Raw genomic sequence first — 24,041 nt, forward strand, 5'->3', positions numbered from 1 at the left:
GTCGAGCGTGCGGCCGGCGGTGGCCAAGCCGGTCGTGCCGCGTAGCGGGGCGTAACATGGAAGCGATCACGCAGGTCGAGGGGCGCGCCTATCCATGGGGCGCCAAGAATATCGACACCGACATCATCATCCCGGCGCACTGGCTGAAGACCACGACGCGCGAAGGGTTGGGCAAGGGTGCGTTCGAGAGCGTGCGGGCCGAGCCGGACAATATCTTCGACGATCCGCGCTATGCAGGCGCGCCGGTGCTGATCGCGGGCGAGAATTTCGGCTGTGGCTCCAGCCGCGAACATGCCGCATGGGCGCTGGGCGACATGGGCGTCAAGGCGGTGATCGCGCCGAGCTTTTCGGACATTTTCTCCGGCAACGCGATCAAGAACGGGATCGTCACGGTCGTGCTGCCGCAGGCGGCGGTCGACCGGCTGGTCGAGGTGGCGAAGGATCAGCCGATCGCGGTCGATCTGGAGACGATGACCGTCACCACCCCCTATCAGGATCGCTTCCCCTTCGAACTCGATCCGTTTCGTCGCCAGTGCCTGATGGAAGGGCTGGACGAGATCGGCATGACGCTGGCACAAGATACCGCGATTTCGAAATATGAGTCCGGCGTCGCTTCGGCGCGACCGTGGCTCAATGGGAGAAGCGGTGATGCGGGCGTTGCTGTCGACGGAGCCGGGCGGGCCTGACACCCTCGCGATCGGGGAATTGCCCGATCCGGTGGCGAACAAGGGACAGGTGGTCGTCGCCCTCCGCGCCTGTGCGGTCAATTACCCTGATGTGCTGATCATCGAGGATCGCTACCAATTCCGCCCGCCGCGCCCGTTCGCGCCGGGCGGCGAGGTGGCGGGCGTGATCGAGAGCGTCGGCGAAGGCGTTGAGGGCTGGGCGGTCGGCGACCGGGTGATCGCGGTCACCGGCCATGGCGGCATGGTCGAAAAGCTGGCGCTGCCCGCCGCCGTGCTCCACCGCCTGCCACCGAACCGCAGTTTCGAAGATGGTGCGGCGCTGCTGCTGACCTATGCCACGGCGATCCATGCGCTGGTCGATCGCGGGCGGATCGCGGCAGGACGGACGCTGTTGGTGCTGGGTGCCGCGGGCGGGGTCGGGCTGGCGACGATCGAGCTGGGCAAGGCGTTCGGCGCGCGGGTCGTGGCGGCGGTGTCTTCGCAGGAGAAGGCGGACGCGGCGCGGAGTGCGGGGGCGGATGACGTCGTCGTCTACCCCTATGCGCCGCTCGACAAGGACGCGTCGAAGGCGCTGGCGGATGCGTTCAAGGCGGCGGTCGGGCCGGCGGGGGCGGACATCGTGTTCGATCCGGTCGGCGGCGACTATGCCGAACCGGCGCTGCGTAGCGTCGGGTGGGAAGGGCGCTATCTGGTGGTCGGATTTCCGGCGGGGATACCGAAGCTGCCGCTCAACCTGACGCTGCTCAAGAGTTGCGACGTGTGCGGCGTGTTCTGGGGCGCGTTCGCGATGCGCGATCCGGTGGCGAATGCGGCGCATGTCGCGACGCTGTTCCGGTTGTGGGACGAAGGCGCGATCGCACCGAGGGTTACGGGCGTGTTTCCGCTGGAGCGTGGGGGCGAGGCGATTGCGGCGCTGGCGGCGCGTCGGGTTGTCGGGAAGCTCGTGGTGGTGCCGTAGATTTGGGTTCACGCGAAGGCGCGAAGGCGCGAAGAAGGTTTTTTCGCGCAGAGGCGCAGAGGACGCAGAGGGGTTGGGGCGCGGGGTAATCGCAGCCTGCTCGGCGAAGACTTTCTTCTTGTTGCTGCGAGAGCAGAAGGCCGCTGACGCGGCGGACGATTGCCGCAGGCATGACCCCTTTGCGTCCTCCGCGCCTTCGCGCCTCCGCGTGAACCCCTTCTTCCTCCGGCCAGGAATCGCCCAGAATATAGACGCCGTTGCGCGAAACCCGCGGTCGCCCTATCTCGCACGGGAGGGACCATTAGGGGATTGCCATGACGACGTTCGACGACCGGGAGCGCGCTTTCGAAGCCAAATTCGCCCGCGACGGGGAAATGGCGTTCCGCGTGACCGCGCGGCGCAACAAGCTGCTGGGCCATTGGGCCGCCGAACGCATGGAACTGACCCCGGCCGAAACCGATGCCTATGCGACGTCGGTGGTGCAGGCCGATTTCGAAGAGGTCGGCGACGAGGACGTGATCCGCAAGCTGCTGTCCGATCTGGCCGCCGCCGGCGTCGATTGCGGCGAGGCTGATATCCGCCAGGCGATGGCCGATTGCGAGGTCGAAGCACGCCGGCAGTTGCTGGAGAGCATGTGATGCCGATGGAGGCACAGGCGATCGAGGCGCTGATCGTCGCCGCAATCCCCGATGCGGTGGTTGAGATCACCGATCTGGCGGGCGATGGCGATCATTATTCGGCGCGGGTCGTGTCGGAAAGCTTCCGGGGCAAGCCGCGCATCGCGCAGCAGCGCGCTGTCTATGCGGCGCTGGGCGGTCGGATGGGCGGCGAACTCCACGCATTGCAACTGACGACCGGCGTCCCCACTCCACAGGCATAAGGCGCCCGCCGGGCGAACGATCAAGGATATGACGATGACCGACGATACCAACGCCCGCATCGACGCGGTGGTGAAGAGCAACCCGGTGGTGCTGTTCATGAAGGGCAGCCCGTTGTTCCCGCAATGCGGCTTTTCGAGCCGGGCGGTGGCGATCCTGAACCACCTGAACACCCAGTTCGAAAGCGTCGACGTGCTGCAGGATCAGGGCATTCGCCAGGGCATCAAGGCCTATTCCGATTGGCCGACCATCCCGCAGCTCTATGTGAATGGCGAGTTCGTCGGCGGATCGGACATCATGATGGAGATGTACGAGAGCGGTGAGTTGGCGGAGTTGCTGGGTGGCGACGAGGCCGCCTGATTTCGGCCTGCATTGGTACTGGGAAAGCCCGGCTGCACGATGGTGTGGCCGGGTTTTTTGTTAGGGCGGATCGATATTGAGCGACGATCGCGAATTTCCGTCATTCCCGCGCAGGCGGGAATCCATAACCGCTGACGCCTCCGCTGGTTTTGCGAGGCTGGCGCATATGGGCTCCCGCCTGCGCGGGAGTGACGATAGCAGATAGAGGTGTCGTCCCACGCCTAAGGTACTGAAGGTCCATCTGCCCCAAGGCGTTGGGGATGACCGGCCTCGTGGCGTACCCCCGCCTACGCGGCGGTACGGCGTGCGTTGGCAGCGGTCCAAGATAATTGCGGCGATCTCGGAAGGCCCGGGTGGGCGGACCGGCAAGGATGCCGGTCCGCCCGATTGAAGCGCGAACGCGTCGGGCATCTCTAACATTGCAGATCGCGTGCCAGTTCCAGGAATTGCGGGTTTCCTAGCCGGATTGCGGTTAACCGGTCTTCACCACGCAGGCGAGTTGTAAGCCGTTCCGACAGTTTCCGGGCGGCCTGTAAATTACACTTGTAAACGTAACGACCACGGGTGTAGTCATCGTCCATGGCCGAACGAATCAGCGATGCCGAGCATGCCGTGATGGAAGTGCTCTGGGACAAGAACCCGCTCACCGCGCAGGAGGTGGTCGAACGCGTCGCCCCGTCGCGCGACTGGAGCGCGAATACCGTCAAGACGCTGCTCGGCCGGCTGCTGGCCAAGGACGTGATCGGCGCGGAGGAGGATGGGCGGCGCTACCGCTATCGCCCGCTGGTCGCGCGCGAGGAATATGTCGCCGGGGAATCGCAGAAGTTCATCGATCGTCTGTTCGGTGGCAGCCTGACCCCGCTGGTCGCGCATCTGGCCGAACGCGACCAGTTGAGCGCGCGTGAAATCGACGAGATCGAGGCTCTGTTAAAGGCGCTGAAACAATGATCGGATGGGCGGTGGAGACGATCGCGGCGGCGACGCTGCTGATGCTGCTGGTGCTGATGTTGCGCGGCCCCGTCGCGCGACGCTTCGGTCCGCAGGCGGCCTATGCGCTATGGGCGCTGCCGGCGCTGCGCATGATCCTGCCGCCCATTCCCGATGCGTGGCGCCCGGTCGATATCGCGCCGATCGGTGCCGCGACCGAGCCGGGCGTCATCATGCTGGGCGTGCCGGTGGCCGAAGTCCCTGCGCTGCCCGAAGGGTGGGGCATGGCCGACGTACCTCTGGTGGTAATGGCGCTGTGGCTGCTAGGCGCGGTCGCGTTCGTGACGTGGCATATCGTCCAGCATCGCCGTTTCTGCGCGAAGGTGCTGGCGTCGGGCCGGGCGAAGGGCGTGGCCGGGGGGCACGTCAAGATGATCGAATCGCGCCATGCCGCCGGGCCGCTCGCCTTTGGCGTGGTGCGCCGCTACGTCGCGATGCCGATCGATTTTCGCGAACGCTATGACGAACGCGAACAGGCGTTGGCGCTGGCGCACGAGCTGGGCCACCATGCCCGCGGCGACCTGCTTGCCAACTGGTTCGCGCTGGTCGTGCTGGGATGCCACTGGTTCAATCCGGTCGCATGGCGCGCGTTCCGGGCATTCCGGGCGGATCAGGAGATGGCGTGCGATGCGATGGTGCTGGCCCGTGCCACGCCGGGCGTCCGCCACGCCTATGCCACTGCCATCGTCAAGTCCGCGCATGGTCAGAGGCTGTCGGCCGCCTGCCACCTGCACGGCGTCCATGAACTCAAAGGGAGGCTGATCATGTTGTCGAAGCACCGGGTGATGTCGCCCATGACGAAGCGGGTCGCCGGGGGCGCGACGCTGGCGCTGGCGGTATTGGGGCTGGGGATCACCGCGTCGGGGACGCAAGCGGCCGAGACATTCCGCGGCAAGGTCGAGGATGCGACCGGCGTCGAGATCGCATCGGTCGAGGCGAAGGCGGCGGCAGTGCTGGCCCCGGTCGCGGCGATCGTGCCGGCACAGGCGGCGACGCTGCCGGTGGTGCCTGCCGAGCCGGCAACCCCCGCACCGTTGCCCAAGCCGGCGATCCCGGCGGGTGCGCCGAAGGTGCCGATGCCCATCACCGTCGTGATGCCGGCAATGCCCGCCCTGCCGGCGAACCTCGCCAAGTCGCCCGAAGGCAAGGTCCGCAAGATCGTCGTCCAGCGCTATGACGGCGAGGGCAAGCTGCTCGGCCAGAGCGTGAGCGACATTCCCGAGGTGAATGTCGTCAGCGGCAATTGCGGTCCGGGCAGCCAGACCACCATCACCCGCAACGACGGCGGCAAGCAGGTCACGACCATCTGTTCCGACCGCATCCGCATCATCACCCGACAGGCCGCCGCCCGTGCGCAGGACGGTGCCCGGCTGGCGGCGCTGGGCGCAGCGGCGGCGGCACGGGGCGAGGCTGCGGCGGCACGCGGAGAGGCACAGGCAGCACAGGGCCGGATCTATGCGCGGCAGGGCTTGCGGACCGCGCTGTCCAGCCTGCGTTCGACCCGCGCATCGATCGCGGCGGACCGCGACATGCCGGCCGCCGGACGCACCAGCGCGCTTGCCGGCATCGACGAAAGCATTCGCGAACTCCAGTCCCAGCTCGACGGCGAGGACTGATCCGGGGTCCACGGACGTTCTGCCCCGTTCGTTCGTGGCAGGGCCGGTCGGCTTCGCGCCGGCCGGTCCGCTTGTATCGGACGCCGCCAGCGGCCATGTTTTACAGCGATGGCAGACTATCCAACCGGCATCGCCCAGCCGCTCGAACCGCTGGTGACGCGCGTGCTGGCGCGCAATGCCTCCCCCTATACGCATAGCGGCACGCAGAGCTTCATCGTTGGCGGCGAGGGCGCGGTAGCGGTGATCGATCCGGGGCCGGTCGACGACGTGCACCTGGATGCGATCATGACGGCGGTCGGCGGGCGCGAGGTCGCGGCGATCCTGTGCACTCACACTCACCGCGATCACAGTCCGGGCGCGGCCCCGCTGGCGGCGAGGACCGGGGCGGCGATCATCGGTTGTGCGCCGCTGACGATGGACGACGCCGGCCCGCGATCCGACGCGGCGTTCGATGTCGATTATAGGCCCGACCGGGTGCTGGGCGATGGCGAAGCGGTGGCGGGCGATGGCTGGACGCTGGTCGCGGTGGCGACGCCGGGGCATACGTCGAACCACTTGGCCTTTGCGCTGCCCGAGAGCGGGGCGTTGTTCAGCGGCGACCATGTCATGGGCTGGTCGACGACGATCGTGTCGCCGCCCGATGGCGACATGGGCGACTATATGGCGAGCCTGTCGAAGCTGCTCGATCGCGATGACCGGATCTATTATCCGGCGCATGGCGATCTGATCGCGACGCCGCAGCGGCTGGTGCGCAGCATGCTCGGCCATCGCAAGCAGCGCGAGGGACAGATTGCACGGGCGATCGAGCGCGGCACGCATGACGTGCCGACGATGGTCGATGGCATGTATGTCGGGCTGGCGGCGGGGCTGGTCGGCGCGGCGCGGCGGTCGGTACTGGCGCATCTGATCGATATGGAACGGCGCGGCATCGTGCGACAGGAGGGGGACACATGGCATCGCATGTGAGGCCGCAGGCGATGCGGCTGGCGGTGGCGGTCGTCGTACTGCTGGCGCTGGCGGTCGGCGGCTGGGTGCTGTGGCAGCGGTACGAAGAGCAATATACCGTTACCACCGAGACGGAGAGCGGGCAGGCGGTGACGCGGATCATCTCCGCGCGCCTGTCGGGCGCGAGCGCGCTGAAGGTCGCGGCGCTGTCGGGCACGTTGCAGGCGACGGCCAGCGACGTTCGCGGCTTCGGCTGGCTGCGATCGGACCAGGTGGTCAAGATGCCCTATTCGGTCGATTATTTTGTCGATGTCGGCGGAATCGGCGAGGGGCAGTTGAGCTGGTCGGCGGATACGCGGACACTGGTGGTCGATGCGCCCGATGTGACGGTGGCGCGACCGAATGTCGACGAAGCGGCGCGAACGCTGGTGCAGACCAACGGGTTGTATGTCACGCGCGAGGCGGCGGCGGCCCTGTCGCAGCGTGTGTCGTCGGTGGCGCAGGCACGCGCCGAGCGGGAGGCGCGTAGTCCCGAACGGCTGGCGCAGGCGCGCGAAATGGCGCGGGCCGGACTGGCGCGGTTGCTGGCGGCACCGCTGGCGGCGGCGGATGAGGGGAATGTGCGGGTCGTGGTGACTTTTCCGGCCGAACGGGGGGCACGAAATGGCGAGCGCTGGGATGTTTCGGCGGACCCGGCCGAGGTGATCGCCAATCGGCGGTGAGACATTCCTCCCCTCCCTTGTCAGGGAGGGGCGGACGTGCCGCTTGCGGTACAGTCGGGACCCACCTAGGGGCGGGGGCACAGGAGACGATGATGAACGCGCGCACCGAATTGCCCACCGGCACCGATTTGCTGGCCGAGATCGACCGGCTGCGCCGTGAGCGCAACGCCGTCATCCTCGGCCATTATTACCAGAAGCCGGAGATCCAGGATCTGGCCGATTTCGTCGGCGACAGCCTCGACCTCAGCCGGAAGGCGGCGGCGACCGATGCCGATGTCATTGCATTCTGCGGCGTGCGCTTCATGGCGGAGACAGCGAAAATCCTGTCGCCCGACAAGACGGTGATCCTGCCCGACATGGATGCCGGCTGCTCGTTGGAGGACAGCTGTCCGCCCGAACAGTTCGCCGCGTTCCGCGCGCAGCATCCCGATCACATCGCGCTGACCTACATCAATTGTTCGACCGAGGTGAAGGCGCTGTCCGACATCATCGTGACGTCGTCGTCGGCCGAAAAGATCCTGGCGCAACTGCCCGCCGATCAGAAGGTGATCTTCGGTCCCGACCGCAATCTGGGCGGGTATCTGATGCGCAAGACCGGGCGCGACATGCTGTTGTGGCCGGGCGTGTGCATCGTGCACGAGGCGTTCAGCGAGACAGAGTTGCTGAAGCTGAAGGCGCAGCATCCCGGCGCCCCGGTCGCGGCGCACCCCGAATGCCCGGCGATCATCCTCGACCATGCCGATTATGTCGGGTCGACCAGCGGCATCCTCGATTATGCCAAGGCGATGGCCGGCGACACGCTGATCGTCGCGACCGAACCGCACATCATTCACCAGATGGAAAAGGCGGTGCCGGAAAAGACGTTCATCGGCGCGCCGGGGGCGGACGGCAACTGCAACTGCAATATCTGCCCGTATATGGCGCTCAACACGCTAGAAAAGCTCTACATCGCGCTGCGCGACCTCAGCCCACGGATCGAGATCGAGGAAGGGCTGCGCCAGCGGGCGAAGGTGTCGCTCGACCGGATGCTGGCGATGGCGAGCGGGACGGTGGGGCTGGGCGATCTGGGGCCGTTGCGCGCGGGGGGATGACGGTACCCGGACTACGAAGCGCGTTGAGCGATAACTCGTCCGTTCGTGCCAGGTAGCCGTTTCGACTTCGCTCGGGACGGGTATTGAAGTCGTGTATCGAGGGACCGCTTGGGGCAGGTCTTTCGATCACGCTGTTCACCACTCTGGAGCGGCGGGGCGGGCCGGGCGCAGTTCAGGCTCGGGCTTGGCTTCGGCTTCCGTCCGTCGGGCGCGGGACGCCGCGCCCGAACCAATGGGTGAAACCACCGTGGCGCAGGCCGGTGATGGTACCGATCAGCACCAGCAGCGCGGCGACGACGACCCCGATCGCGACCAGCGCCGAACGCTGTCCGCCCGACGACCAGATCGCCGACAATGCCCAGAAGAACACCAGCGCATAAGGCGGGCAACCGCGACCGGCGACCAGCGTCGCCGCCGCGATCATGCCGCCCAGCACCACGACCGCTGCCGCGATGATCGGCGTTTCCCCGCCGAAATAGACGCCGTGCGCGCGCAGCGTCGCGGCGATGTTGACGATCGATGCGACCGTCAGCCAACTGGCCAGCGCAGTCAGCGGCAGGACCGCGCACCAGCGTTCGCCCGCGGTGAAGGCGATCGGCCATGTCGCCAGGATGCGATAGCTTTTGAGCAGGCACAGCAGCGTGAACAGGATGATAGCGACCGAGGGCACGCCCAGCCCCGCGATCTGGGTATAGGCGGCCCATAGCGCGTTGCCGAAGAACGCACCGGCAGCGGGGCCGCGCAGCCGGGCGAGTAGCGGATTGTCGCGCTGCGACGGCAATGCCTGATACAGCGCGAACACCAGCGCGCCGATATAGAGCGCGCCCCAGATGGCGAACGCCCAGCCCGCCGGGGTGACCAGCGTCCGCACCGCATTCGACTGTTCGCCGATGGTGCGTCCGAAGCCGATCATCGGCAGGAACGGCGTCAGGATTTGCGCCACCGCGCAGACCAGCGGAAGTGCGCGTGACGTCGAAGCTACGTCGGCGCTATCGGAGGAAACCGTCGTCATGGCGTGCAAACTCGCAACCGCAAATTAAGTTGCCAACTGCTACTTGCGAAAAAGTTCCCAAAACAGGACGATTCATACCACCGCGACCATGCTGCGGGTCGTCCATCGTTCGCCGCAGCGGGCAGGTAGCGCCGACAGCATGTACGACGGCAGCAGCGGAGCGACGACAAGCCCGCCGGTGGCGATCGTCGCCAACGCCCGCCGCACCGGACCGGCACACGACACCACGGCCGGCACGGGTACGAGCCGATCGCATTCGCCGCGCAACGTCGCGAGGGACTGGACGTCGTAAAGAGATATGTTATCACATGACGTATGTTGCAGATAGCAGGATTGAATCCGTCCCCGCCGCCCGCCCCGTTCCTCGCCGATCTGGCGTGGCCCGGCCACGCCCGGATAGCGGCTCGGGGGCAGGCGCTCGACGCGATCCTTGCTGATCCGGTCAACCTCGCCGTCTGGCAACGCAGCGATGCGCCGGTGATCGATGTCGGCGGTCTCGATACCGTGGAGGATATCGCGGTCGTCGTGCCCGCCGGGGCAGGGGCGGCGATATCGGACGCGCTGGCGGCGGCGGGGTATGACGATGCGCTGGCGGTGCTGCTGGCGCATGATATCGGCGAACTGGCCGGGCGTTTTGCCGCGCTGCTGCGGATCGAACGGGTGGCGATCCGGCTCGAGGTGGTCGAAACCGATGCCTGTCGCCGCTTCCATGCCGATTACGTCGCGGTGCGGCTGATCTGCACCTATGCCGGACCGGGAACCCAGTGGCTGGCGAACGACGATGCGGCGGCACTGGCGCCCGGTGCCGAGCCGCCAGCCGCGACGATCCGCTCGATCGCGACCGGCGACGTCGCGCTGTTCAAGGGGCGCGACCGGTCGGATACGCCGATCGTCCACCGATCGCCGCCGATTGTGGGCACCGGCGCGCGGCGGCTGGTGCTGGTGATCGACCCGGCGCGGCCCGATCAGCCGGCGGCGGCGACGGGTTCCGCTTCGACAGACGCGAAGCCAGCCAGATAGGGGTGCGCCAGCACGCGGCGCGCATTGCGTTCGCCGATCGCGGTGTCGTTGACCAGGCGGCTGCCGGCCACGGTCCGATATTGCGCGACGCAGGCATCGATCCGGGCGAAGCGCGCACCTGCCGCCCCGGCGCGGGTATAGAAGTCCCAGTCGTTGCAATTGTGGAAGCTGGGATCGAACCCGCCGACCCGCTCGACCATCGCCCGGCGGACCACCGACCAGCTCGGCCCGATCACGCCGCCGCTGGCCAGACCGGCGCGGATGCAGTCGCCGTCCCAGCCGCACTCGGGATCGGTCGGATCGGCATCGCCCTCGACCCGCGCGAAATAGCCGACGACGATGTCGTGGGCGGCGCTCGGCACGCTGCCCAGCAATGCCCGCGCCGCACCGGGCAGCCACACATCGTCGCTGTCGAGGAACGCGATCCAGTCGGCTGTAGCGAGCGAGACACCGCTGTTGCGCGCCTGCGATGCGCCGACATTGCGCGGCAGGATCATTGCTACGACACGGGGGTCGCTGGCGGCGAGGGCGCGGATGACGGCGGCGCTGTCGTCGCTCGATCCGTCATCAACCACGATCACCCGCTCGGGTGCCGGCACCTGTGCCAGCACGCTCGCCACCGCATCGGCGACGACGTGCGCGCGATTATGGCATGGGATGACGACGTCGTACGACGCGACGAACGGATCGGCGGATTGCAGCATCCCCGCCCCATGCCAGAACTGCGCCCACGATCAAGCGCCGCAACCGTACCCGCTCAGCGCCCGCCGCCGTACCGCAGCCTTGCGCCAGCGTAGAAATAACGCCCGACCGGCGAGATCGGCACGTTGGTTTCGAACCCGATATCGGGCCGCTGGTCGCCCAGATTGTTGACGCCGCCATAAAAGGAGAAATCGTCGTTGACCGCGACCTGCGCCTGCACGTCGTGGCTCCACAATTCCTTGTACCGGAAATAGCGCGGATCGACGAGGCTGGGGTTGCTGTCGGTGTCGATCCGGGTGAAGCGGCGCACGCCGTTCTGCCAGCGCAGATTATAGCTGAGCGTCAACACCCCGCTGTTCCATGTCGGCGAGAAGGCGAGTGTGTAGCGCGGGCGGAACAGCTGATCGACATTGTTCTCGGTCACGGCACCCGGCGTCGCCACCTGTTCGAGCCGGTCGAGATAGCCGCCGACCAGCCGCAGGTCGAAATCGCCCGCCGATGCGGTCGCGAAGCGATAGGTCAGGTTCAACTCGGCGCCAGCGGTTCGGAAGGCGGCGACATTCTGCGGCTGGACGATGAAGCCGTTGATGAAGCCGCTGCCGGCGCGGCGGGTGATCGACCCGCAATAGGCGTTGTCGAGGCTCGGCTGATCGACGCACAATTCGGCGATGGTATTGGCGTCGGGGGTATTGATCGCATCGCGCAGGTCGATATCGTACCAGTCGAGCGCGATCGAGAGGCCCGGCACGAAATCGGGACGCAGAACCAGGCCGGCGGTCCAGGTCCGGGCGACTTCGGGGCGCAGGTTGCGATTGCCCTCCTGCGTGCCCGGAATGAAGATCGTCGCATCAGGATTGTTGGCGGCGGTGAAGTTCGCGAAATCGCCGCCGGCAGCCGCGATCAGCGTCCGGCAATTCTCGGCGCGGAACGACGTGCCGAGGCTGCGATTGGCGACATAGCATGGGTCGGAGAAGAAATTGCTGGTGCCGGTCTGCGCCCGGAAGATCTCACCGATATTGGGCGCGCGGACCGATCGGCCGTATGATCCCCGGACGCTGATCGCCGCGATCGGCGCATAGATCGCGTTGAACTGATAGGCGCGAGTCGATCCGATCGTCGAATAATCGGACAGGCGACCCGCCGCGCCGACCGAAAGCAGATGGGCGAAGGGGACCTCCTTCAGCAACGGGGCATTGACCTCGCCAAATGCTTCCCAGACGTCGAAACTGCCGTCCGACGGGGTCGGGATGATATATTCGTCATATTGGTAGAAGGCATTGTCGATCAGCGCCTGTGCCGGACGGAAGCGGCTCGATTCGCGGCGATATTCGCCACCGGTGGCAAAGGCGATCGGGCCGCCGGGCAGTTCGAAGAACTGGCCGAAATCGCCGGTCAGCGATGCGGTCGCGACATGCTGTTCGATGCGCGCATTGCTGACCGGGTTGCTGAGATAATAGCCGAACGAGCGGCCATCGACGGTGTTGCCGCCAAAGGTGTTGACCGGCACGCATCCCGCCGCGCGCGCCTCGGCCGAACGGCACACGATCGCGCCGCTGCCGTCGCGCACCGCATCCAGTGCGTTCAGGAATTGGGTGTTCAGCCGGTCGTTCAGCTTGGTCGCGCGTACGTCCGTACGGCCATAGGTGTAGGAGGCGTCGTAGCTGGCATGATCGGTCAGCCGCCCGCTGACGTCGACAACGCCGCGCCACGTCCGCCGCCGGTCGCGTTCGCCCCGGCGGGGAATGTCGAAATTGTTGCGGCTGATATCGACCGAGGTGAGGCCGGCGGCACGCGCCGCCGTCAGGATCGATGCCGGAATGAACGGATTGTCGAGCGCGATGGTCGCTGGATAATTGCCGCCATAGCCGCTGAAGCTGGTCACTTCGCTCTGGACGAACTTGCCTTCTACCGCAAGCTTGAACGCGTCGGAGAAGTCGAAATGGGCCAGCGCGTTGACGGCGTGGCGTTCGGTACGCGGCAGGATATCGCCGACATAGCCAGCGACCGGCGTATCGTCCCCGCCGATCGAATAGCCGTCATTCTGCAGGAAGCGGCCGGGGGTATAGAGCGCGCCGTCGCCGCGAAACACCTGATCGCCGATGACGACATACCCCTGGTTCGACCCATAAGGATAGCGCAGGTCGCCGACCGGGCCGATCTTGTAGCTGCCCGGGCGGGTCGGGTCGTACCCGTCAAGGTTCACGAAATATTGCCGCTGGGCGAGCGTCAGATAGTCGCGATCGTCGTTCGCCAGCGGATCGTCGGCGTTATATTCATAGGCGAGGGTCAGATTGCCGCGCCCGTCCGAGAAATTGCGCCCGGCAATCAGTGAGGCAAATCGGTTGCCGGCATCGCCGCGTTCCGAAATGCCCGCCTGCGCCCGCGCGGCGATCCCGTCGAAATCGCGGCGCAGCACAAAATTGACGACGCCCGACACGCCATCGGCACCATAGATGGCGGAGGCGGCGCCGGTCAGCACGTCGACGCGTTCGATCAGGTCGGTCGGGATCGCGTTGATATCGACGGCGGCGGTATCGGGCTGCCCGGCGACGTGGCGACGGCCGTTGACCAGCACCAGCGTCCGGTTGGGGCCAAGGCCGCGCAGGTCGAGCAGGTTCAGCCCGACCTGCCCCAGCGCACCATCAGCCTGGTTGCGGCCGGCGGTGCGGGTGCTGTCGAGCGAGTTGGTGAGCGCGGGGACGCGTTGCAGGAAGCTGGTGACGTTGGTCGTTCCCGACTGGCGCAGTTCCTCGGCACCCAGCGACACGACCGGATTGGGCGCGGCATAGTCCGGGCGGGCGATGCGCGATCCGGTGACGACGATTTCGCCGCCTTCGTCGCTCGCCGGCGGCGTCTCGGGGGCGGTCTGGGCCTGCGCGGACGCGGCGGCGAACAGCGCCGCTCCAGCGAGCAGGCGACGACGGATGACGATCGGCATGATGTAAGTTCCCCCTGACCAGCGCGCCCGTTCGACGTCGATTCCGGTCGAACGTCAAAACGGTCCGACGCCCGAAAGGGTTCGGGTGCGTACGTATTGGACCGTAATAAATGGCGGTTCCGCCAGTATTTACTGACCGGGTCGCTGGTGTGCGCCGCCGCGATCCGGCATCGTCGCGCGATGCAAAGCCGGGACGAACGAAGCGGGCCGACCCGCAGGGCGATGCTCGGCATGCTCCCCGGATTGGCGATCGGCGCCTGTGCGCGGCCGACCGGCGTCCCGCCGCTGCGCGTCTGGGCGATGAGCTATGAGGGCGATTATTCGCCGCATTTGATGCCCGGCTTCACCGCCGCGACCGGCATTCCGGTCGAGGTGCAGTCGCTGCCCTCCACCGCTTCGCACGAAAAGCTGCTGACGGCACATGCCGGCGGAGCGCTTCCCGACGTCCTGATGTTGTTCAACGGGTGGATCCGCGAATTCGCGATGATCCGCGCGGTGGCGCCGGTGCCGTCGCCGGCGCTGACCGCCGGGCTGTTCCCCGGCATCCGCGACGCGCTGCGCATCGGCGGGCGCGATTATGCGGTACCGTGGTCGGTCGCGCCGCAGGTCCAATATTATCGCACCGATATCGTGCATGAGGCGGGCTATGCGACGCCGCCGCTCGACTGGGACGGGTGGTTGACCATGGCGCGTGCGATCAAACGGCGTCGACCCGACAACTATGTGTTCCTGATGCTGCTCAACTGGCCCGGCGCGCTGCTGACGATGATGACGCAGGCGGGGGCGACGATGCTGCGCGACCATGCGACACGCGGCAATTTCCGGTCCGATCCGGTGCGCGAAGCCTTTGCCTATTACGCCAGTCTGTTCGCCGAGGGCCTCGCCCCGCGCGCGGCATCGACCGAGGTACAGGACCCGCTGGCGGCGTTCGCGCAAGGCTATTTCGCGATCTGGCCAAGTTCGCCGACGACGCTGCTCGACCTGCGCCGCCGCGCCGCCGACATTCCGCCCGATCGCTGGTCGACGGCGCGGCTGGCCGGACCGAACGGGCCGGGACCGGTATCGGGCGACAGCGCCAGCCTGTGCGTGTCGACCACGACCGACCGCCCGACCGAGGCATGGGCGCTGGTCCGGCACATGACGTCGCGCGACAGCGAACTGACGTTTCAACGGATGATCGGCAATTTGCCCGCGCGACTGGACGCATGGGATTCGCCGCAACTGGCGCTGCCGGTGCTGCGCGCGTTTCGCGAACAGATGGACCAGCCGGCACCGATCCCGCCGGTCGTCGAATGGGAACGCATTCAGGGGGAGATCCAGCTTGCCGCCGAACGGGTGGTGCGTGGGCTTCAGACGATCGAACAGGCGCTGACCGCGCTCGACGAACGGGTCGACCAGTTACTGGCGAAGCGGCGCGCGCTGGTCGATGCGGGACGGATCGCATGACCCGCCAGTCGCGTGCCGCATGGCTGTTCACCGCGCCGGTGCTGACCATCATCCTGATCGTGCTGGTAATCCCCACGATCGCGGCGCTGGCGCTGTCGGTCACCGACTATTCGGTCTATGCACTGGCGGATTCCGCCAATGTGCGTTTCGTCGGCATCGACAATTTCGTCGAACTGCTGGCGACACCGCTGTTCTGGCGATCGCTGAAGAACACGGTGATCTTTGCGGTGCTGGGCGTGCCGATGGCGATCGGGACGTCGCTGTTCGCCGCGCTGTTGCTGAACGACGCGATAGTGCGGTGGAAGCCGCTGTGGCGCGTCGCGCTGTTCGCGCCCTATGTCACCAGCGTGGTCGCGACCGCCGTCGTGTGGCGGTTCCTGTTCAACGAACGCTTCGGCCTGCTCAATCGGGGGCTGGCGCTGTTCGGCATCCCGCCTGTCGACTGGCTGGGCAATCCCGACAGTTCGATCCCCGCGATCCTGATCTTCGTGACGTGGAAGATCTTCGGCTACAACATGATCGTCTTCACCGCCGCGCTGTCGGGGGTGCCGCAGGATCTGATGGAGGCGGCACGGCTCGACGGGGCGGGGCGTTGGCTGCGTTTCCGCCATGTGACGCTGCCGGCGATCGGGCCGACGTTGCTGCTGGCGGCGGTGATGAGCGTCGCCGGGTTCCTGCAGATCTTTGCCGAACCCTATGTGATGACGCTCGGAGGCCCGGCGCAGAGCACGACGACGGTGCTGTATTTCATGTTTGAGGAAGGGTTCAAATGGTGGAACCTGGGACAGGCGAGCGCGGTCGCCTTCGTCCTGTTCGTCATGATCCTGCTGCTCACTTGGGTCCAGACCCGCATCGGCAGGAGGAACGAATGGCTGTAGGGAAACTGCGCGCGCTCATAGCCAATGCCGCGGTCGTCGCGCTGGTCGCGCTGACGGTCGCGCCGCTCGTCTATATGGTGATCGTGTCGTTCATGCCGCGCGGGGAATCGGGCACGCTGCCGATCCCGCTCTGGCCGTCGCGCTGGTCGCTGGAAAATTATCACGAACTGCTGGTCCGGCGGCAGATCGACGGGGCGTGGTTCGATTATCGCATCCTGCCGGCGCTCAGGAACAGTATCGGCGTCGCGATGCTATCGACGCTGTTCGGGCTGCTGCTGACCGTGCCGGCGGGCTATGCCTTTGCCAAATTACGCTTTCGCGGGCGCGAACGGTTGCTGAAACTGCTGATCGCGGCGCTGGTCGTGCCGGGACAGGTCGCCATGCTGCCGCTGTTCCTGATCTTCCGCCATCTGGGGCTGGTCAACAGCTATGCCGGGGTGATCCTGCCGGGGCTGGCCGGGATTTTCGGCGTGCTGTTCGTGCGACAGGCGACATTGGCGATCCCCGACGAACTGATCGATGCGGCGCGGATGGACGGGGCCAGTGAGCTGCGCATCTTCCGCACGATCGTCCTGCCGCTGCTGACCCCGGTGGTGGTGACGCTGGCGCTGTTCACCTTCCTTGCCAGCTGGAACGATTTCATGTGGCCGCTGGTGATCCTCGCCGATCAGCAGCGCTACACCCTGCCGGTCGCGGTCGCGGCGATCGCCCGCGAACACGCCGCCGATGGCGAATTGATGATGGCGGCATCGGTGGTGACGACGATGCCGGTGCTGCTGATCTTCCTCCTGCTCCAGCGTTATTACCTGACCGGGCTACTCGGTGGCGGGGTCAAGGGATAGGCGCGGCCATCGGCGGCAAAGACATGCGCGTCGTGCGGCGCGATCGAGAAGTGCAGCACCTCGCCCAACGTCACCGAACGATCGCCGGGCAGTTGCGCGACGATGGTGTCGGCATCGCCACGCGCGCCCAGATGCGCGAACGACAGCGGCCCCAGCCGTTCGAACAGCTCGACCGCGCCCGCGAACGGACCGTCTTCATCGGCGACCAGATGTTCGGGCCGTATGCCCAGCGTGACGGCGGTGCCGATATCGTCGATGCCCGCCCGTGCCGCGGTCTCGACCAGCGCGCCGTCGGTCAGGCGCAGCGTCGCGCCGGTCGGGGTCAGGGCGGCCAGCATCGCCGGCAACAGGTTCATGCCCGGCGATCCGATCGCGGCGGCGACGGCGATGCTGGCCGGACGGCGATAGACGTCGATTGGGGCGCCGACCTGTTCGATCCGCCCCGCGCTCATCACGACGATGCGGTTGGCGAGCGTCATCGCCTCCAGCTGGTCGTGCGTGACATAGATCATCGTTGCGGCAAGTTGTTGATGGAGGCGTGCGAATTCATGCCGCATCCGCGCCCGCAACGACGTGTCGAGGTTGGAGAGCGGTTCGTCGAGCAGCAGCACCTGCGGCCGGCGAACGACCGCGCGGGCGATCGATACGCGCTGCCGCTGTCCCCCCGACAGCGCACGCGGCCGACGATCGAGCAGGTCGGTCAGGTCGAGCATCGCCGCCGTCTCGGCCACGCGCTCGGCGATCTCCTGCTTCGGCAGGCCGGCGACCTTCAGGGGGAAGGCGATGTTCCCGGCGACGGTCAGATGGGGGTAGAGGGCATAGGACTGGAACACCATCGCCACGCCGCGTTCAGCGGGGGGCACGTTGGTGACGTCGTGCCCGCCGATCAGGATGCGGCCTTCGCTGGCGGTTTCCAGCCCGGCGATCATCCGCAGCAGCGTCGATTTGCCGCAGCCCGATGGCCCCACCAGCACGACGAACTCGCCATCGGCTATCCGCAGATCGCTGGGCGATAGGGCAGTCGTATCGCCGAAGCGCTTTCCAAGTCCTGCAATGTCGACCGCCGCCATGATCTCTCCCATGTATCGCAACGGCTTACGCGCATCGGTGGGCGGTGCAACCTTGGGTGCGGTAGCGGCGGTTGGGGTAGTCCCGGCATGGAGCGCATGAAATCCTCCCCGGCACGGGGAGGGGGACCAGCGAAGCTGGGGGAGGGTGGGTGTCGGCAAACGGAACGGGTGCGCTTGCGGCGATCCCCCTCCACCATTCGCTTCGCGAACGGTCCCTCTCCCCGCGAGCGGGGAGGATTTGCATTGCGTTGAAGCCGATCGACATTCGGCGGCGTGACCGTTCGGCTCCCCTCCCTGACCAGGGATGGACTGGGGCTGGGTCGGCCTACGAGGGAACGAAAGCGCGCCGCAACCGGCCTACCCACCCCCGACCCCTCCCTTCCAGGGGGGAGAGGGACATCTCTGTCTGCATCTCGATCGGTTTAGAAGCGGAAGGCGGTTCCGACGTAGATCGCCTGGCTGTCGCGACGATCGGGAGCGATACGCAGCATGCGTTCGCGCTCCGAGCGGTAGCGGACGCCGGCGGTCACATCAAGGTTGCGGGTCAGCTTGTACGACCCGCCCATGTCGAGCGAATAGCCCGACGGATCGGCGATCAGCGCGGGCTGATCGGCGAGCGGACGGTCGCTGCTCGCGCCGACGCGGCCGGTGAACTTGCGGCCAGAATAGCTGACGCCGACGCCCATCTGTTCGCGGCTGCCCGGCTGTCCGGCAAGGTCGAGGCGGGTCACGTCGCCCGATACCGCCAGCCGCTTCCAGCCGACCGACATGCCGAGATTATAGGCGACCGGGTTCAGCGTCTGCACCGGCGCCGCCGCGGCGACGCGATCGGGCAGGCGGTTCGGCTGCAGCGTACGGGTGCGCACCGCGACCTTGACCGAACGGTTGCCGATCACCGCGCCTTCGGACGGCGTGAACTGAAAGCCCGGCGCGTTCAGCGCGGTGCGCGACAACGCGGCGGCAAGCCGCGGGTCGGCCGATGCCGGGGTGAACGAACCGAAGGCGACCAGCGGCATCGATTCGGGATTGATCCGCTTCAGGACGCGCGGCGCGCGCTGTTCCTGCGCGAAGAGTGCAGGGGACGCACCGAGACCGGCGGCGATCATCGCCCCCAATCCTATGCCAGCCCAGATCCTGCTGCCCGTCATCATGTCCCTCACTCCCCGCCAATGGCGCTATCACGATTCGGTTGCGTGGCACCACCGGCTCCGGTCGCTTTCCGGCGACCTGTTGCATCGAACCCACATATTTGTCCGACCAGACGCTGATCCGCATCAAATCGGAACGGCAATCGATCGCGTCCGTCCGGTTCCGCGCCCGATCACCAACCCGCTTGCCGCGTCCGCGCCACCTCCTATAGAAGCGGCGCGAACTGCCTTAATGGCCTGTAGTCAAGGAACCGCCAATGAACCGCCCGCTGCTGATCGCGTTGCTGGCAACTTTTGCCCTGCCGATGGCCGCGTGCAGCGGCGGCAAGGGGCGCGTCGCCGGTGATCTCGCCGCGTCGAAGGTCACGACGATCGGCGTCAACAGCTATCTGTGGCGCGCCAGCCTCGACACGCTGTCGTTCATGCCGCTGACCCAGACCGATTCGAATGGCGGCGTCATCGTCACCGATTGGTACGTCAATCCGGCCACGCCGACCGAGCGGACCAAGGTGACGGTCACGATCCTCGACCAGGACCTGCGCGCAGATGCGCTGCGCGTCGCGGCGCTGCGCCAGATCAATCGCGGCGGTCAATGGGTCGAGGCCCCGGTCGAGGCGGCAACGGTGCAGAAGCTGGAGGATATCATCCTGACGCGGGCGCGCGACCTGCGCCGCGGGGCGGTGACGGGCTGAGCGACGCGCCGATGACCCCTCGCTTTTCGCCCGCCGAGGCCGACGCACGCTGGCAGACGGCATGGGACGATGCCCGGACCTTCGTCGCCGACGACGCGTCGACCAAGCCCAAGCGCTATGTCCTTGAGATGTTCCCCTATCCATCGGGGCGCATCCATATGGGCCATGTCCGCAACTATACGATGGGCGATGTGCTCGCCCGCTTCCTGCGGATGACCGGTCACGAAGTGCTCCACCCGATGGGATGGGACGCATTCGGCATGCCCGCCGAAAATGCCGCGATGGAAAAGAAGGTCCATCCAGGTTCGTGGACCTATGCCAATATCGCGGCGATGAAGGCGCAGTTGAAGCGCCTCGGCCTCGCCTTCGACTGGTCGCGAGAATTTGCGACCTGCGATCCCGAATATTATGGCCATGAACAGGCGCTGTTCCTTGAGTTGCTGAAGGGCGGTCTGGTCTATCGCAAGGAATCGGCGGTCAACTGGGACCCGGTCGACATGACGGTGCTGGCCAACGAACAGGTGATCGACGGGCGCGGATGGCGGTCGGGCGCGCTGGTCGAGAAGCGCAAGCTCAGCCAGTGGTTCCTGAAGATCACCGATTTCGCCGACAATTTGCTCGCCGGGCTGGGCAGCCTCGATCAATGGCCCGACAAGGTCCGGTTGATGCAGGAGAACTGGATCGGCAAGTCGGAAGGGCTGCAATTCGCCTTTGCGCCGGTCGCCCCGTTCGACCAGTCGATCGAGGTCTATTCGACCCGGCCCGACACGATCTTCGGCGCGAGTTTCGTCGCGATCGCCGCCGATCATCCGATCGCGCGGGCGCTGGCGGACGCGACCCACGACGCGGCGGCATTCATCGACCTGTGCAAGCAGGGCGGGACCACCGCCGCCGAACTGGAGACTGCCGAGAAGCTGGGTTTCGACACCGGTTATCGGATGCGGCATCCGTTCGACGCGGCGGTCGAACTGCCGGTCTATATCGCGAACTTCGTGCTGATGGACTACGGTACCGGCGCGGTGATGGGCGTGCCGGCGCACGATCAGCGCGACCTCGATTTCGCGCGGAAATATGGGTTGCAGGTCCGCCGCGTCGTTGCCGATGGCGACCTGACCGATCCGGTATTCGAAGGGGCCGAAGCCTATACCGGTCCGGGTCGCCTCGTGAACTCCGACTTCCTGAACGACATGGACGTCGCCGCCGCCAAGCGCGCGGTGATCGAACGGGCCGAGGCGGGTGACTGGGGCAAGGGCACGACCGTCTGGCGCCTGCGTGACTGGGGGGTGAGCCGCCAGCGTTATTGGGGCACACCGATCCCAATCGTGCATTGCGAGGCATGCGGCGTGGTGCCGGTCCCGACCGACCAGTTGCCGGTAAAACTGCCCGAGGACGTGTCGTTCGACATTCCGGGCAATCCGCTCGACCGCCATCCGACATGGAAGCATGTCGATTGCCCGGCATGCGGCGCACCGGCGCGGCGCGAGACCGACACGCTCGACACCTTCGTCGATTCGTCATGGTATTTCATCCGCTTCGCCAGTCAGCCCGACGACAAGCCCTTCGACCGGGCGGTCGCCGAAAGCTGGCTGCCGGTCGGGCAATATATCGGCGGGGTCGAACATGCGATCCTGCACCTGCTCTATGCGCGCTTCTGGACGCGGGCGCTCAACCATGTCGGGCTGATCGACCTGAAGGAGCCGTTCGCGGGCCTCTTCACGCAAGGCATGGTCACGCACGAGACGTACAAGTCGGCGGATGGCCGCTGGCTTGCCCCGTCCGAAGTGACCGACGGCATCGAAACTGCGACCGGTGACGCGATCACCGTCGGCCGCATCGAAAAGATGTCGAAGTCGAAGAAGAATACGGTCGATCCCGAACCGATTCTCGATCGCTACGGTGCCGATGCTGCGCGCTGGTTCATGCTGTCCGACAGCCCGCCCGAGCGCGACCTGCCATGGAGCGAAGCCGGCATCGAAGGCGCCGAACGCTTCGTCAAGCGGGTGTGGAAGCTGGTAGCGGCGCATGTAGCGGGCGGCACCAGCCCGGAAAGCCTGACCCGCGCCGTCCATCGCACCATCGCCGGCGTCGCCGACGACATCACCGCGCTACAGTTCAACAAGGCGGTGGCCAAGCTCTACACGCTGCTGGGCGAGGCGGAGAAGGCCAAAGGCATGTCGGACGCCGACATGGACGCGCTGCTGCTGCTGGTCAGCCCGATGATTCCGCATCTTGCCGAGGAGGCGTGGTCGCAGCTGGGGCGCAGCGGTCTGATCGCCGATGCACCATGGCCGGTAGTCGATCCGGCAATGCTGGTCGATGCCGAAGCGACGATCGCGGTGCAGGTCAACGGCAAGCTGCGCGATACGATCGTCCTGCCCAAGGGGATCTCCAAGGAGGACGCCGAAGCGGCGGCACTGGCGAGCGAGAAGATCGTCCGCGCGCTGGAGGGCAAGGCGCCGCGCAAGGTCATCGTCGTGCCCGACCGCCTCGTGAACATCGTCGCATGATCCGCGCCGCCGTCCTTGGCGCCGCGCTGTTGCTGGGCGGGTGCGGCCTGCGTCCGCTCTATGCCGGCGGTGAGGGCGGCGTGGTGCGCCAGACGCTGGCCGGGGTCGAGGTCGCGCCGATCGCCGGGCAGAATGGCTGGCTGGTCGCCAACGCGCTGCGTGATCGGCTGCGGGCGGAAGGGCCGGCGCGCTACCGGCTGGAAATCAAGCTCGACGACGACATTACCGGTCTGGGCGTGCGCCGTGACGATTCGATCACGCGGGAGCGGCGGACGCTGCGCGCGCGCTATCAGTTGATCGATCTCGCCAACGGCGCGGTGACGCTCGACGCGACCGCCGGATCGGACGCGGGCATCGACGTGGTCCGCTCCGAATATGCGACCATCGCTGCCGAGCGTACCGCGCTCGAACGGCTGTCGCTGATCGTCGCCGACCAGATCGTCACCCGGATCGCAATTACCCTTCCCAAGTCGGGATCGTGAAGCTCCGGCCCGAGCAGGTCGCGGCCAAGCTCGACCGGCCCGGCCCGGATATCCGCCTCTATCTCTTCCACGGCCCTGATACGGCGGGCGCGATGGCGCTGGCCGCGCGGCTGGCAAAGGGGGTGGGCGAGGGAGCCGAGCGCGTCGACTTGGACGGTGCGACGCTCAAGGGCCGGCCGGGGGTGCTGGCTGACGAAGCCGCGTCGATGTCGCTGTTCGGCGATGCCCGCTGCATCCGCGTGACCGCCATGGGCGAGGAATCGGTCGAGGCGGTGACGCTGTTGCTCGCTGCTGAACGCGCCGGCAATCCGGTCGCCGCGATTGCACCCACGGTCAAGGGCACGTCGAAGCTGGTGAAGCTGGTCACCGCGTCGCTCAACGCCGTAGCCGTCGCCTGCTACGTGCCCGACGCGGCACAGGCGGCGAAGCTGGCGGTGGCCATGGCGCGCGAGCAGGGCTTGCGGCTTCTGGGCGACGTGCCCGACCGGCTGGCGGCGGTGACGGCGGGCGACCGCGCGGTGCTGACCAGCGAGATCGAGAAGCTGGCGCTGTATCTCGACGCCGCGCCCGACCGGCCGCGCGATGCCGATGGGGATGCGTTCGATGCGATCGGCGCGTCGATCGCCGATGCCGAACTGGGCGGGATCGTCAGCGCGATGATCGCTGGCGATGCGGCGGCGGCTGCCTTGCCCGAAATGCCCGGCGGCGCGATCCCCGTGCTGCGCGCGGTCGCCCGGCGGCTGCTGTCGCTGGCCGAAATGCGCGCCGATATCGACGATGGCGAGAGCGTCGACCGGGTGATGGAGCGTCATCGCGTGTTCTTCAAGGAACAGGCGGCGATTGCGACCGCGCTGCGCCGCTGGGACGCAACCCGGCTTGCCCGCGCGCTCGAACGGGTCCGCGATGCCGAGCGGGCGGCATTGTCGGGCAGCGGTCTGGGCGAGGTGATGACCGCCGCCGAAGCCATCGCCATCGCCCGCGCGGCGGCCCGCGGCAAATAATCGATAAAAGCGTTTGCACGACCGCAAACGCGCTGCTAGGGGCACGCTCCTGCCAGCCAA

At 66.9% G+C, this 24,041-nt stretch carries 24 protein-coding genes; 18 read left to right on the top strand and 6 right to left on the bottom strand.

The window, feature by feature from the left end:
• Positions 1-56: 56 nt before the first annotated feature.
• The 10 genes from leuD to nadA all read left to right on the top strand — a co-directional run bounded on the left by leuD (position 57) and on the right by nadA (position 8,243).
• Positions 57-686 (top strand): 3-isopropylmalate dehydratase small subunit, encoded by a 630-nt coding sequence (gene leuD, locus ASE59_RS05635; protein ID WP_056453411.1) that lies wholly within the window; start codon positions 57-59, stop codon positions 684-686.
• Positions 649-1,644, top strand: coding sequence for an NADPH:quinone oxidoreductase family protein (locus tag ASE59_RS05640; protein WP_200913161.1), 996 nt, complete (start codon positions 649-651; stop codon positions 1,642-1,644). The genes leuD and ASE59_RS05640 overlap by 38 nt, the downstream gene beginning before the upstream one ends.
• 314 nt (positions 1,645-1,958) lie before the next feature.
• Positions 1,959-2,282 (top strand): DUF1476 domain-containing protein, encoded by a 324-nt coding sequence (locus tag ASE59_RS05645; protein ID WP_056453414.1) that lies wholly within the window; start codon positions 1,959-1,961, stop codon positions 2,280-2,282.
• Complete coding sequence (locus tag ASE59_RS05650) at positions 2,282-2,524, top strand: BolA/IbaG family iron-sulfur metabolism protein (RefSeq protein WP_056453416.1); 243 nt, start codon at positions 2,282-2,284, stop codon at positions 2,522-2,524. Before ASE59_RS05645 ends, ASE59_RS05650 begins: the two co-directional genes overlap by 1 nt.
• A gap of 34 nt (positions 2,525-2,558) precedes the next feature.
• Positions 2,559-2,882, top strand: coding sequence for a Grx4 family monothiol glutaredoxin (grxD, locus tag ASE59_RS05655; protein WP_056453561.1), 324 nt, complete (start codon positions 2,559-2,561; stop codon positions 2,880-2,882).
• Positions 2,883-3,461: 579 nt separating this feature from the next.
• Positions 3,462-3,830 carry a BlaI/MecI/CopY family transcriptional regulator gene (locus tag ASE59_RS05660; RefSeq protein WP_056453419.1) on the top strand — a complete coding sequence of 123 codons (369 nt, stop codon included), beginning with the start codon at positions 3,462-3,464 and terminating at the stop codon, positions 3,828-3,830.
• Positions 3,827-5,485: a M56 family metallopeptidase gene (locus ASE59_RS05665; protein WP_056453422.1), complete on the top strand. Its 1,659-nt coding sequence runs from the start codon at positions 3,827-3,829 to the stop codon at positions 5,483-5,485. Before ASE59_RS05660 ends, ASE59_RS05665 begins: the two co-directional genes overlap by 4 nt.
• Positions 5,486-5,593: 108 nt before the next feature.
• Positions 5,594-6,451: an MBL fold metallo-hydrolase gene (locus ASE59_RS05670; RefSeq protein WP_056453424.1), complete on the top strand. Its 858-nt coding sequence runs from the start codon at positions 5,594-5,596 to the stop codon at positions 6,449-6,451.
• On the top strand, positions 6,436-7,152 hold the full coding sequence (locus ASE59_RS05675; RefSeq protein WP_056453427.1) for a DUF4230 domain-containing protein: 717 nt from the start codon (positions 6,436-6,438) through the stop codon (positions 7,150-7,152). Before ASE59_RS05670 ends, ASE59_RS05675 begins: the two co-directional genes overlap by 16 nt.
• Before the next feature lie 92 nt (positions 7,153-7,244).
• Positions 7,245-8,243 (top strand): quinolinate synthase NadA, encoded by a 999-nt coding sequence (gene nadA, locus ASE59_RS05680; protein WP_056453430.1) that lies wholly within the window; start codon positions 7,245-7,247, stop codon positions 8,241-8,243.
• A gap of 172 nt (positions 8,244-8,415) precedes the next feature.
• Here nadA and ASE59_RS05685 read toward each other — a convergent pair whose 3' ends face one another.
• Both ASE59_RS05685 and ASE59_RS19505 read right to left on the bottom strand, forming a co-directional pair.
• Positions 8,416-9,255 carry a hypothetical protein gene (locus ASE59_RS05685; RefSeq protein ID WP_056453433.1) on the bottom strand — a complete coding sequence of 280 codons (840 nt, stop codon included), beginning with the start codon at positions 9,253-9,255 and terminating at the stop codon, positions 8,416-8,418.
• Between the two features lie 72 nt (positions 9,256-9,327).
• Positions 9,328-9,492: a hypothetical protein gene (locus ASE59_RS19505; RefSeq protein WP_156359887.1), complete on the bottom strand. Its 165-nt coding sequence runs from the start codon at positions 9,490-9,492 to the stop codon at positions 9,328-9,330.
• Between the two features lie 78 nt (positions 9,493-9,570).
• Here ASE59_RS19505 and ASE59_RS05695 point away from each other — a divergent pair, with 78 nt between their 5' ends.
• A complete protein-coding gene (locus tag ASE59_RS05695) occupies positions 9,571-10,275 on the top strand; it encodes a DUF1826 domain-containing protein (RefSeq protein ID WP_082458119.1) in 705 nt (234 codons plus the stop codon).
• On the opposite strand, the gene ASE59_RS05700 is transcribed toward ASE59_RS05695, so the two are convergent.
• Positions 10,221-10,979: a glycosyltransferase family 2 protein gene (locus tag ASE59_RS05700; protein ID WP_056453442.1), complete on the bottom strand. Its 759-nt coding sequence runs from the start codon at positions 10,977-10,979 to the stop codon at positions 10,221-10,223. The two genes, ASE59_RS05695 and ASE59_RS05700, sit on opposite strands and share 55 nt — an antisense overlap.
• 53 nt (positions 10,980-11,032) lie before the next feature.
• Positions 11,033-13,915 (bottom strand): TonB-dependent receptor plug domain-containing protein, encoded by a 2,883-nt coding sequence (locus tag ASE59_RS05705; RefSeq protein ID WP_156359888.1) that lies wholly within the window; start codon positions 13,913-13,915, stop codon positions 11,033-11,035.
• Between the two features lie 96 nt (positions 13,916-14,011).
• Between ASE59_RS05705 and ASE59_RS05710 the strand changes: the two genes are divergently transcribed.
• Genes ASE59_RS05710 through ASE59_RS05720 form a run of 3 tightly spaced genes read left to right on the top strand, consistent with a single transcriptional unit; the run spans position 14,012 to position 17,081 of the window.
• Positions 14,012-15,361, top strand: coding sequence for an extracellular solute-binding protein (locus ASE59_RS05710; RefSeq protein ID WP_056453445.1), 1,350 nt, complete (start codon positions 14,012-14,014; stop codon positions 15,359-15,361).
• Entirely contained in the window at positions 15,358-16,239 is an 882-nt protein-coding gene (locus ASE59_RS05715; protein ID WP_056453448.1) for a carbohydrate ABC transporter permease, read from the top strand. Before ASE59_RS05710 ends, ASE59_RS05715 begins: the two co-directional genes overlap by 4 nt.
• Positions 16,230-17,081, top strand: a complete 852-nt coding sequence (locus ASE59_RS05720; RefSeq protein WP_056453451.1) for a carbohydrate ABC transporter permease — start codon at positions 16,230-16,232, stop codon at positions 17,079-17,081. Before ASE59_RS05715 ends, ASE59_RS05720 begins: the two co-directional genes overlap by 10 nt.
• Here the strand turns inward: ASE59_RS05720 and ASE59_RS05725 are convergent.
• Both ASE59_RS05725 and ASE59_RS05730 read right to left on the bottom strand, forming a co-directional pair.
• Positions 17,042-18,151: an ABC transporter ATP-binding protein gene (locus tag ASE59_RS05725; RefSeq protein ID WP_056453457.1), complete on the bottom strand. Its 1,110-nt coding sequence runs from the start codon at positions 18,149-18,151 to the stop codon at positions 17,042-17,044. The genes ASE59_RS05720 and ASE59_RS05725 overlap by 40 nt on opposite strands.
• A 422-nt stretch (positions 18,152-18,573) precedes the next feature.
• The gene (locus ASE59_RS05730) at positions 18,574-19,257 is read right to left on the bottom strand and encodes a hypothetical protein (RefSeq protein ID WP_235515654.1); all 684 of its coding nucleotides are present in this window, start codon (positions 19,255-19,257) and stop codon (positions 18,574-18,576) included.
• A gap of 299 nt (positions 19,258-19,556) precedes the next feature.
• Here ASE59_RS05730 and ASE59_RS05735 point away from each other — a divergent pair, with 299 nt between their 5' ends.
• From ASE59_RS05735 to holA, 4 genes are read left to right on the top strand one after another with little or no spacing between them, the layout of a single operon-like run.
• The gene (locus ASE59_RS05735) at positions 19,557-19,991 is read left to right on the top strand and encodes a DUF3576 domain-containing protein (protein ID WP_056453460.1); all 435 of its coding nucleotides are present in this window, start codon (positions 19,557-19,559) and stop codon (positions 19,989-19,991) included.
• A gap of 11 nt (positions 19,992-20,002) precedes the next feature.
• The gene (leuS, locus tag ASE59_RS05740; protein WP_056453463.1) at positions 20,003-22,498 is read left to right on the top strand and encodes a leucine--tRNA ligase; all 2,496 of its coding nucleotides are present in this window, start codon (positions 20,003-20,005) and stop codon (positions 22,496-22,498) included.
• Positions 22,495-22,980 carry an LPS assembly lipoprotein LptE gene (lptE, locus tag ASE59_RS05745; protein ID WP_056453465.1) on the top strand — a complete coding sequence of 162 codons (486 nt, stop codon included), beginning with the start codon at positions 22,495-22,497 and terminating at the stop codon, positions 22,978-22,980. Before leuS ends, lptE begins: the two co-directional genes overlap by 4 nt.
• Positions 22,977-23,981: a DNA polymerase III subunit delta gene (gene holA, locus ASE59_RS05750; RefSeq protein WP_056453468.1), complete on the top strand. Its 1,005-nt coding sequence runs from the start codon at positions 22,977-22,979 to the stop codon at positions 23,979-23,981. The genes lptE and holA overlap by 4 nt, the downstream gene beginning before the upstream one ends.
• Positions 23,982-24,041 lie beyond the last annotated feature (60 nt).

It is taken from the genome of Sphingomonas sp. Leaf10, assembly GCF_001421245.1.
Lineage (GTDB): Bacteria > Pseudomonadota > Alphaproteobacteria > Sphingomonadales > Sphingomonadaceae > Sphingomonas.

Excerpts from the sequence above, each read along its gene's own strand:
- grxD (WP_056453561.1), top strand. The coding sequence starts at position 2,559 with ATGACCGACGATACCAACGCCCGCATCGACGCGGTGGTGAAGAGCAAC.
- leuS (WP_056453463.1), top strand. The coding sequence starts at position 20,003 with ATGACCCCTCGCTTTTCGCCCGCCGAGGCCGACGCACGCTGGCAGACG.
- ASE59_RS05650 (WP_056453416.1), top strand. The coding sequence starts at position 2,282 with ATGCCGATGGAGGCACAGGCGATCGAGGCGCTGATCGTCGCCGCAATC.
- ASE59_RS05665 (WP_056453422.1), top strand. The coding sequence starts at position 3,827 with ATGATCGGATGGGCGGTGGAGACGATCGCGGCGGCGACGCTGCTGATG.
- ASE59_RS05705 (WP_156359888.1), bottom strand. The coding sequence starts at position 13,915 with ATGCCGATCGTCATCCGTCGTCGCCTGCTCGCTGGAGCGGCGCTGTTC.
- ASE59_RS05645 (WP_056453414.1), top strand. The coding sequence starts at position 1,959 with ATGACGACGTTCGACGACCGGGAGCGCGCTTTCGAAGCCAAATTCGCC.
- ASE59_RS05695 (WP_082458119.1), top strand. The coding sequence starts at position 9,571 with ATGTTGCAGATAGCAGGATTGAATCCGTCCCCGCCGCCCGCCCCGTTC.
- lptE (WP_056453465.1), top strand. The coding sequence starts at position 22,495 with ATGATCCGCGCCGCCGTCCTTGGCGCCGCGCTGTTGCTGGGCGGGTGC.
- ASE59_RS05640 (WP_200913161.1), top strand. The coding sequence starts at position 649 with ATGCGGGCGTTGCTGTCGACGGAGCCGGGCGGGCCTGACACCCTCGCG.
- ASE59_RS05670 (WP_056453424.1), top strand. The coding sequence starts at position 5,594 with ATGGCAGACTATCCAACCGGCATCGCCCAGCCGCTCGAACCGCTGGTG.
- nadA (WP_056453430.1), top strand. The coding sequence starts at position 7,245 with ATGAACGCGCGCACCGAATTGCCCACCGGCACCGATTTGCTGGCCGAG.
- ASE59_RS05715 (WP_056453448.1), top strand. The coding sequence starts at position 15,358 with ATGACCCGCCAGTCGCGTGCCGCATGGCTGTTCACCGCGCCGGTGCTG.
- ASE59_RS05685 (WP_056453433.1), bottom strand. The coding sequence starts at position 9,255 with ATGACGACGGTTTCCTCCGATAGCGCCGACGTAGCTTCGACGTCACGC.
- leuD (WP_056453411.1), top strand. The coding sequence starts at position 57 with ATGGAAGCGATCACGCAGGTCGAGGGGCGCGCCTATCCATGGGGCGCC.
- ASE59_RS05675 (WP_056453427.1), top strand. The coding sequence starts at position 6,436 with ATGGCATCGCATGTGAGGCCGCAGGCGATGCGGCTGGCGGTGGCGGTC.
- ASE59_RS05725 (WP_056453457.1), bottom strand. The coding sequence starts at position 18,151 with ATGGCGGCGGTCGACATTGCAGGACTTGGAAAGCGCTTCGGCGATACG.
- ASE59_RS05700 (WP_056453442.1), bottom strand. The coding sequence starts at position 10,979 with ATGCTGCAATCCGCCGATCCGTTCGTCGCGTCGTACGACGTCGTCATC.
- ASE59_RS05720 (WP_056453451.1), top strand. The coding sequence starts at position 16,230 with ATGGCTGTAGGGAAACTGCGCGCGCTCATAGCCAATGCCGCGGTCGTC.
- ASE59_RS05735 (WP_056453460.1), top strand. The coding sequence starts at position 19,557 with ATGAACCGCCCGCTGCTGATCGCGTTGCTGGCAACTTTTGCCCTGCCG.
- ASE59_RS05660 (WP_056453419.1), top strand. The coding sequence starts at position 3,462 with ATGGCCGAACGAATCAGCGATGCCGAGCATGCCGTGATGGAAGTGCTC.
- ASE59_RS05730 (WP_235515654.1), bottom strand. The coding sequence starts at position 19,257 with ATGATCGCCGCCGGTCTCGGTGCGTCCCCTGCACTCTTCGCGCAGGAA.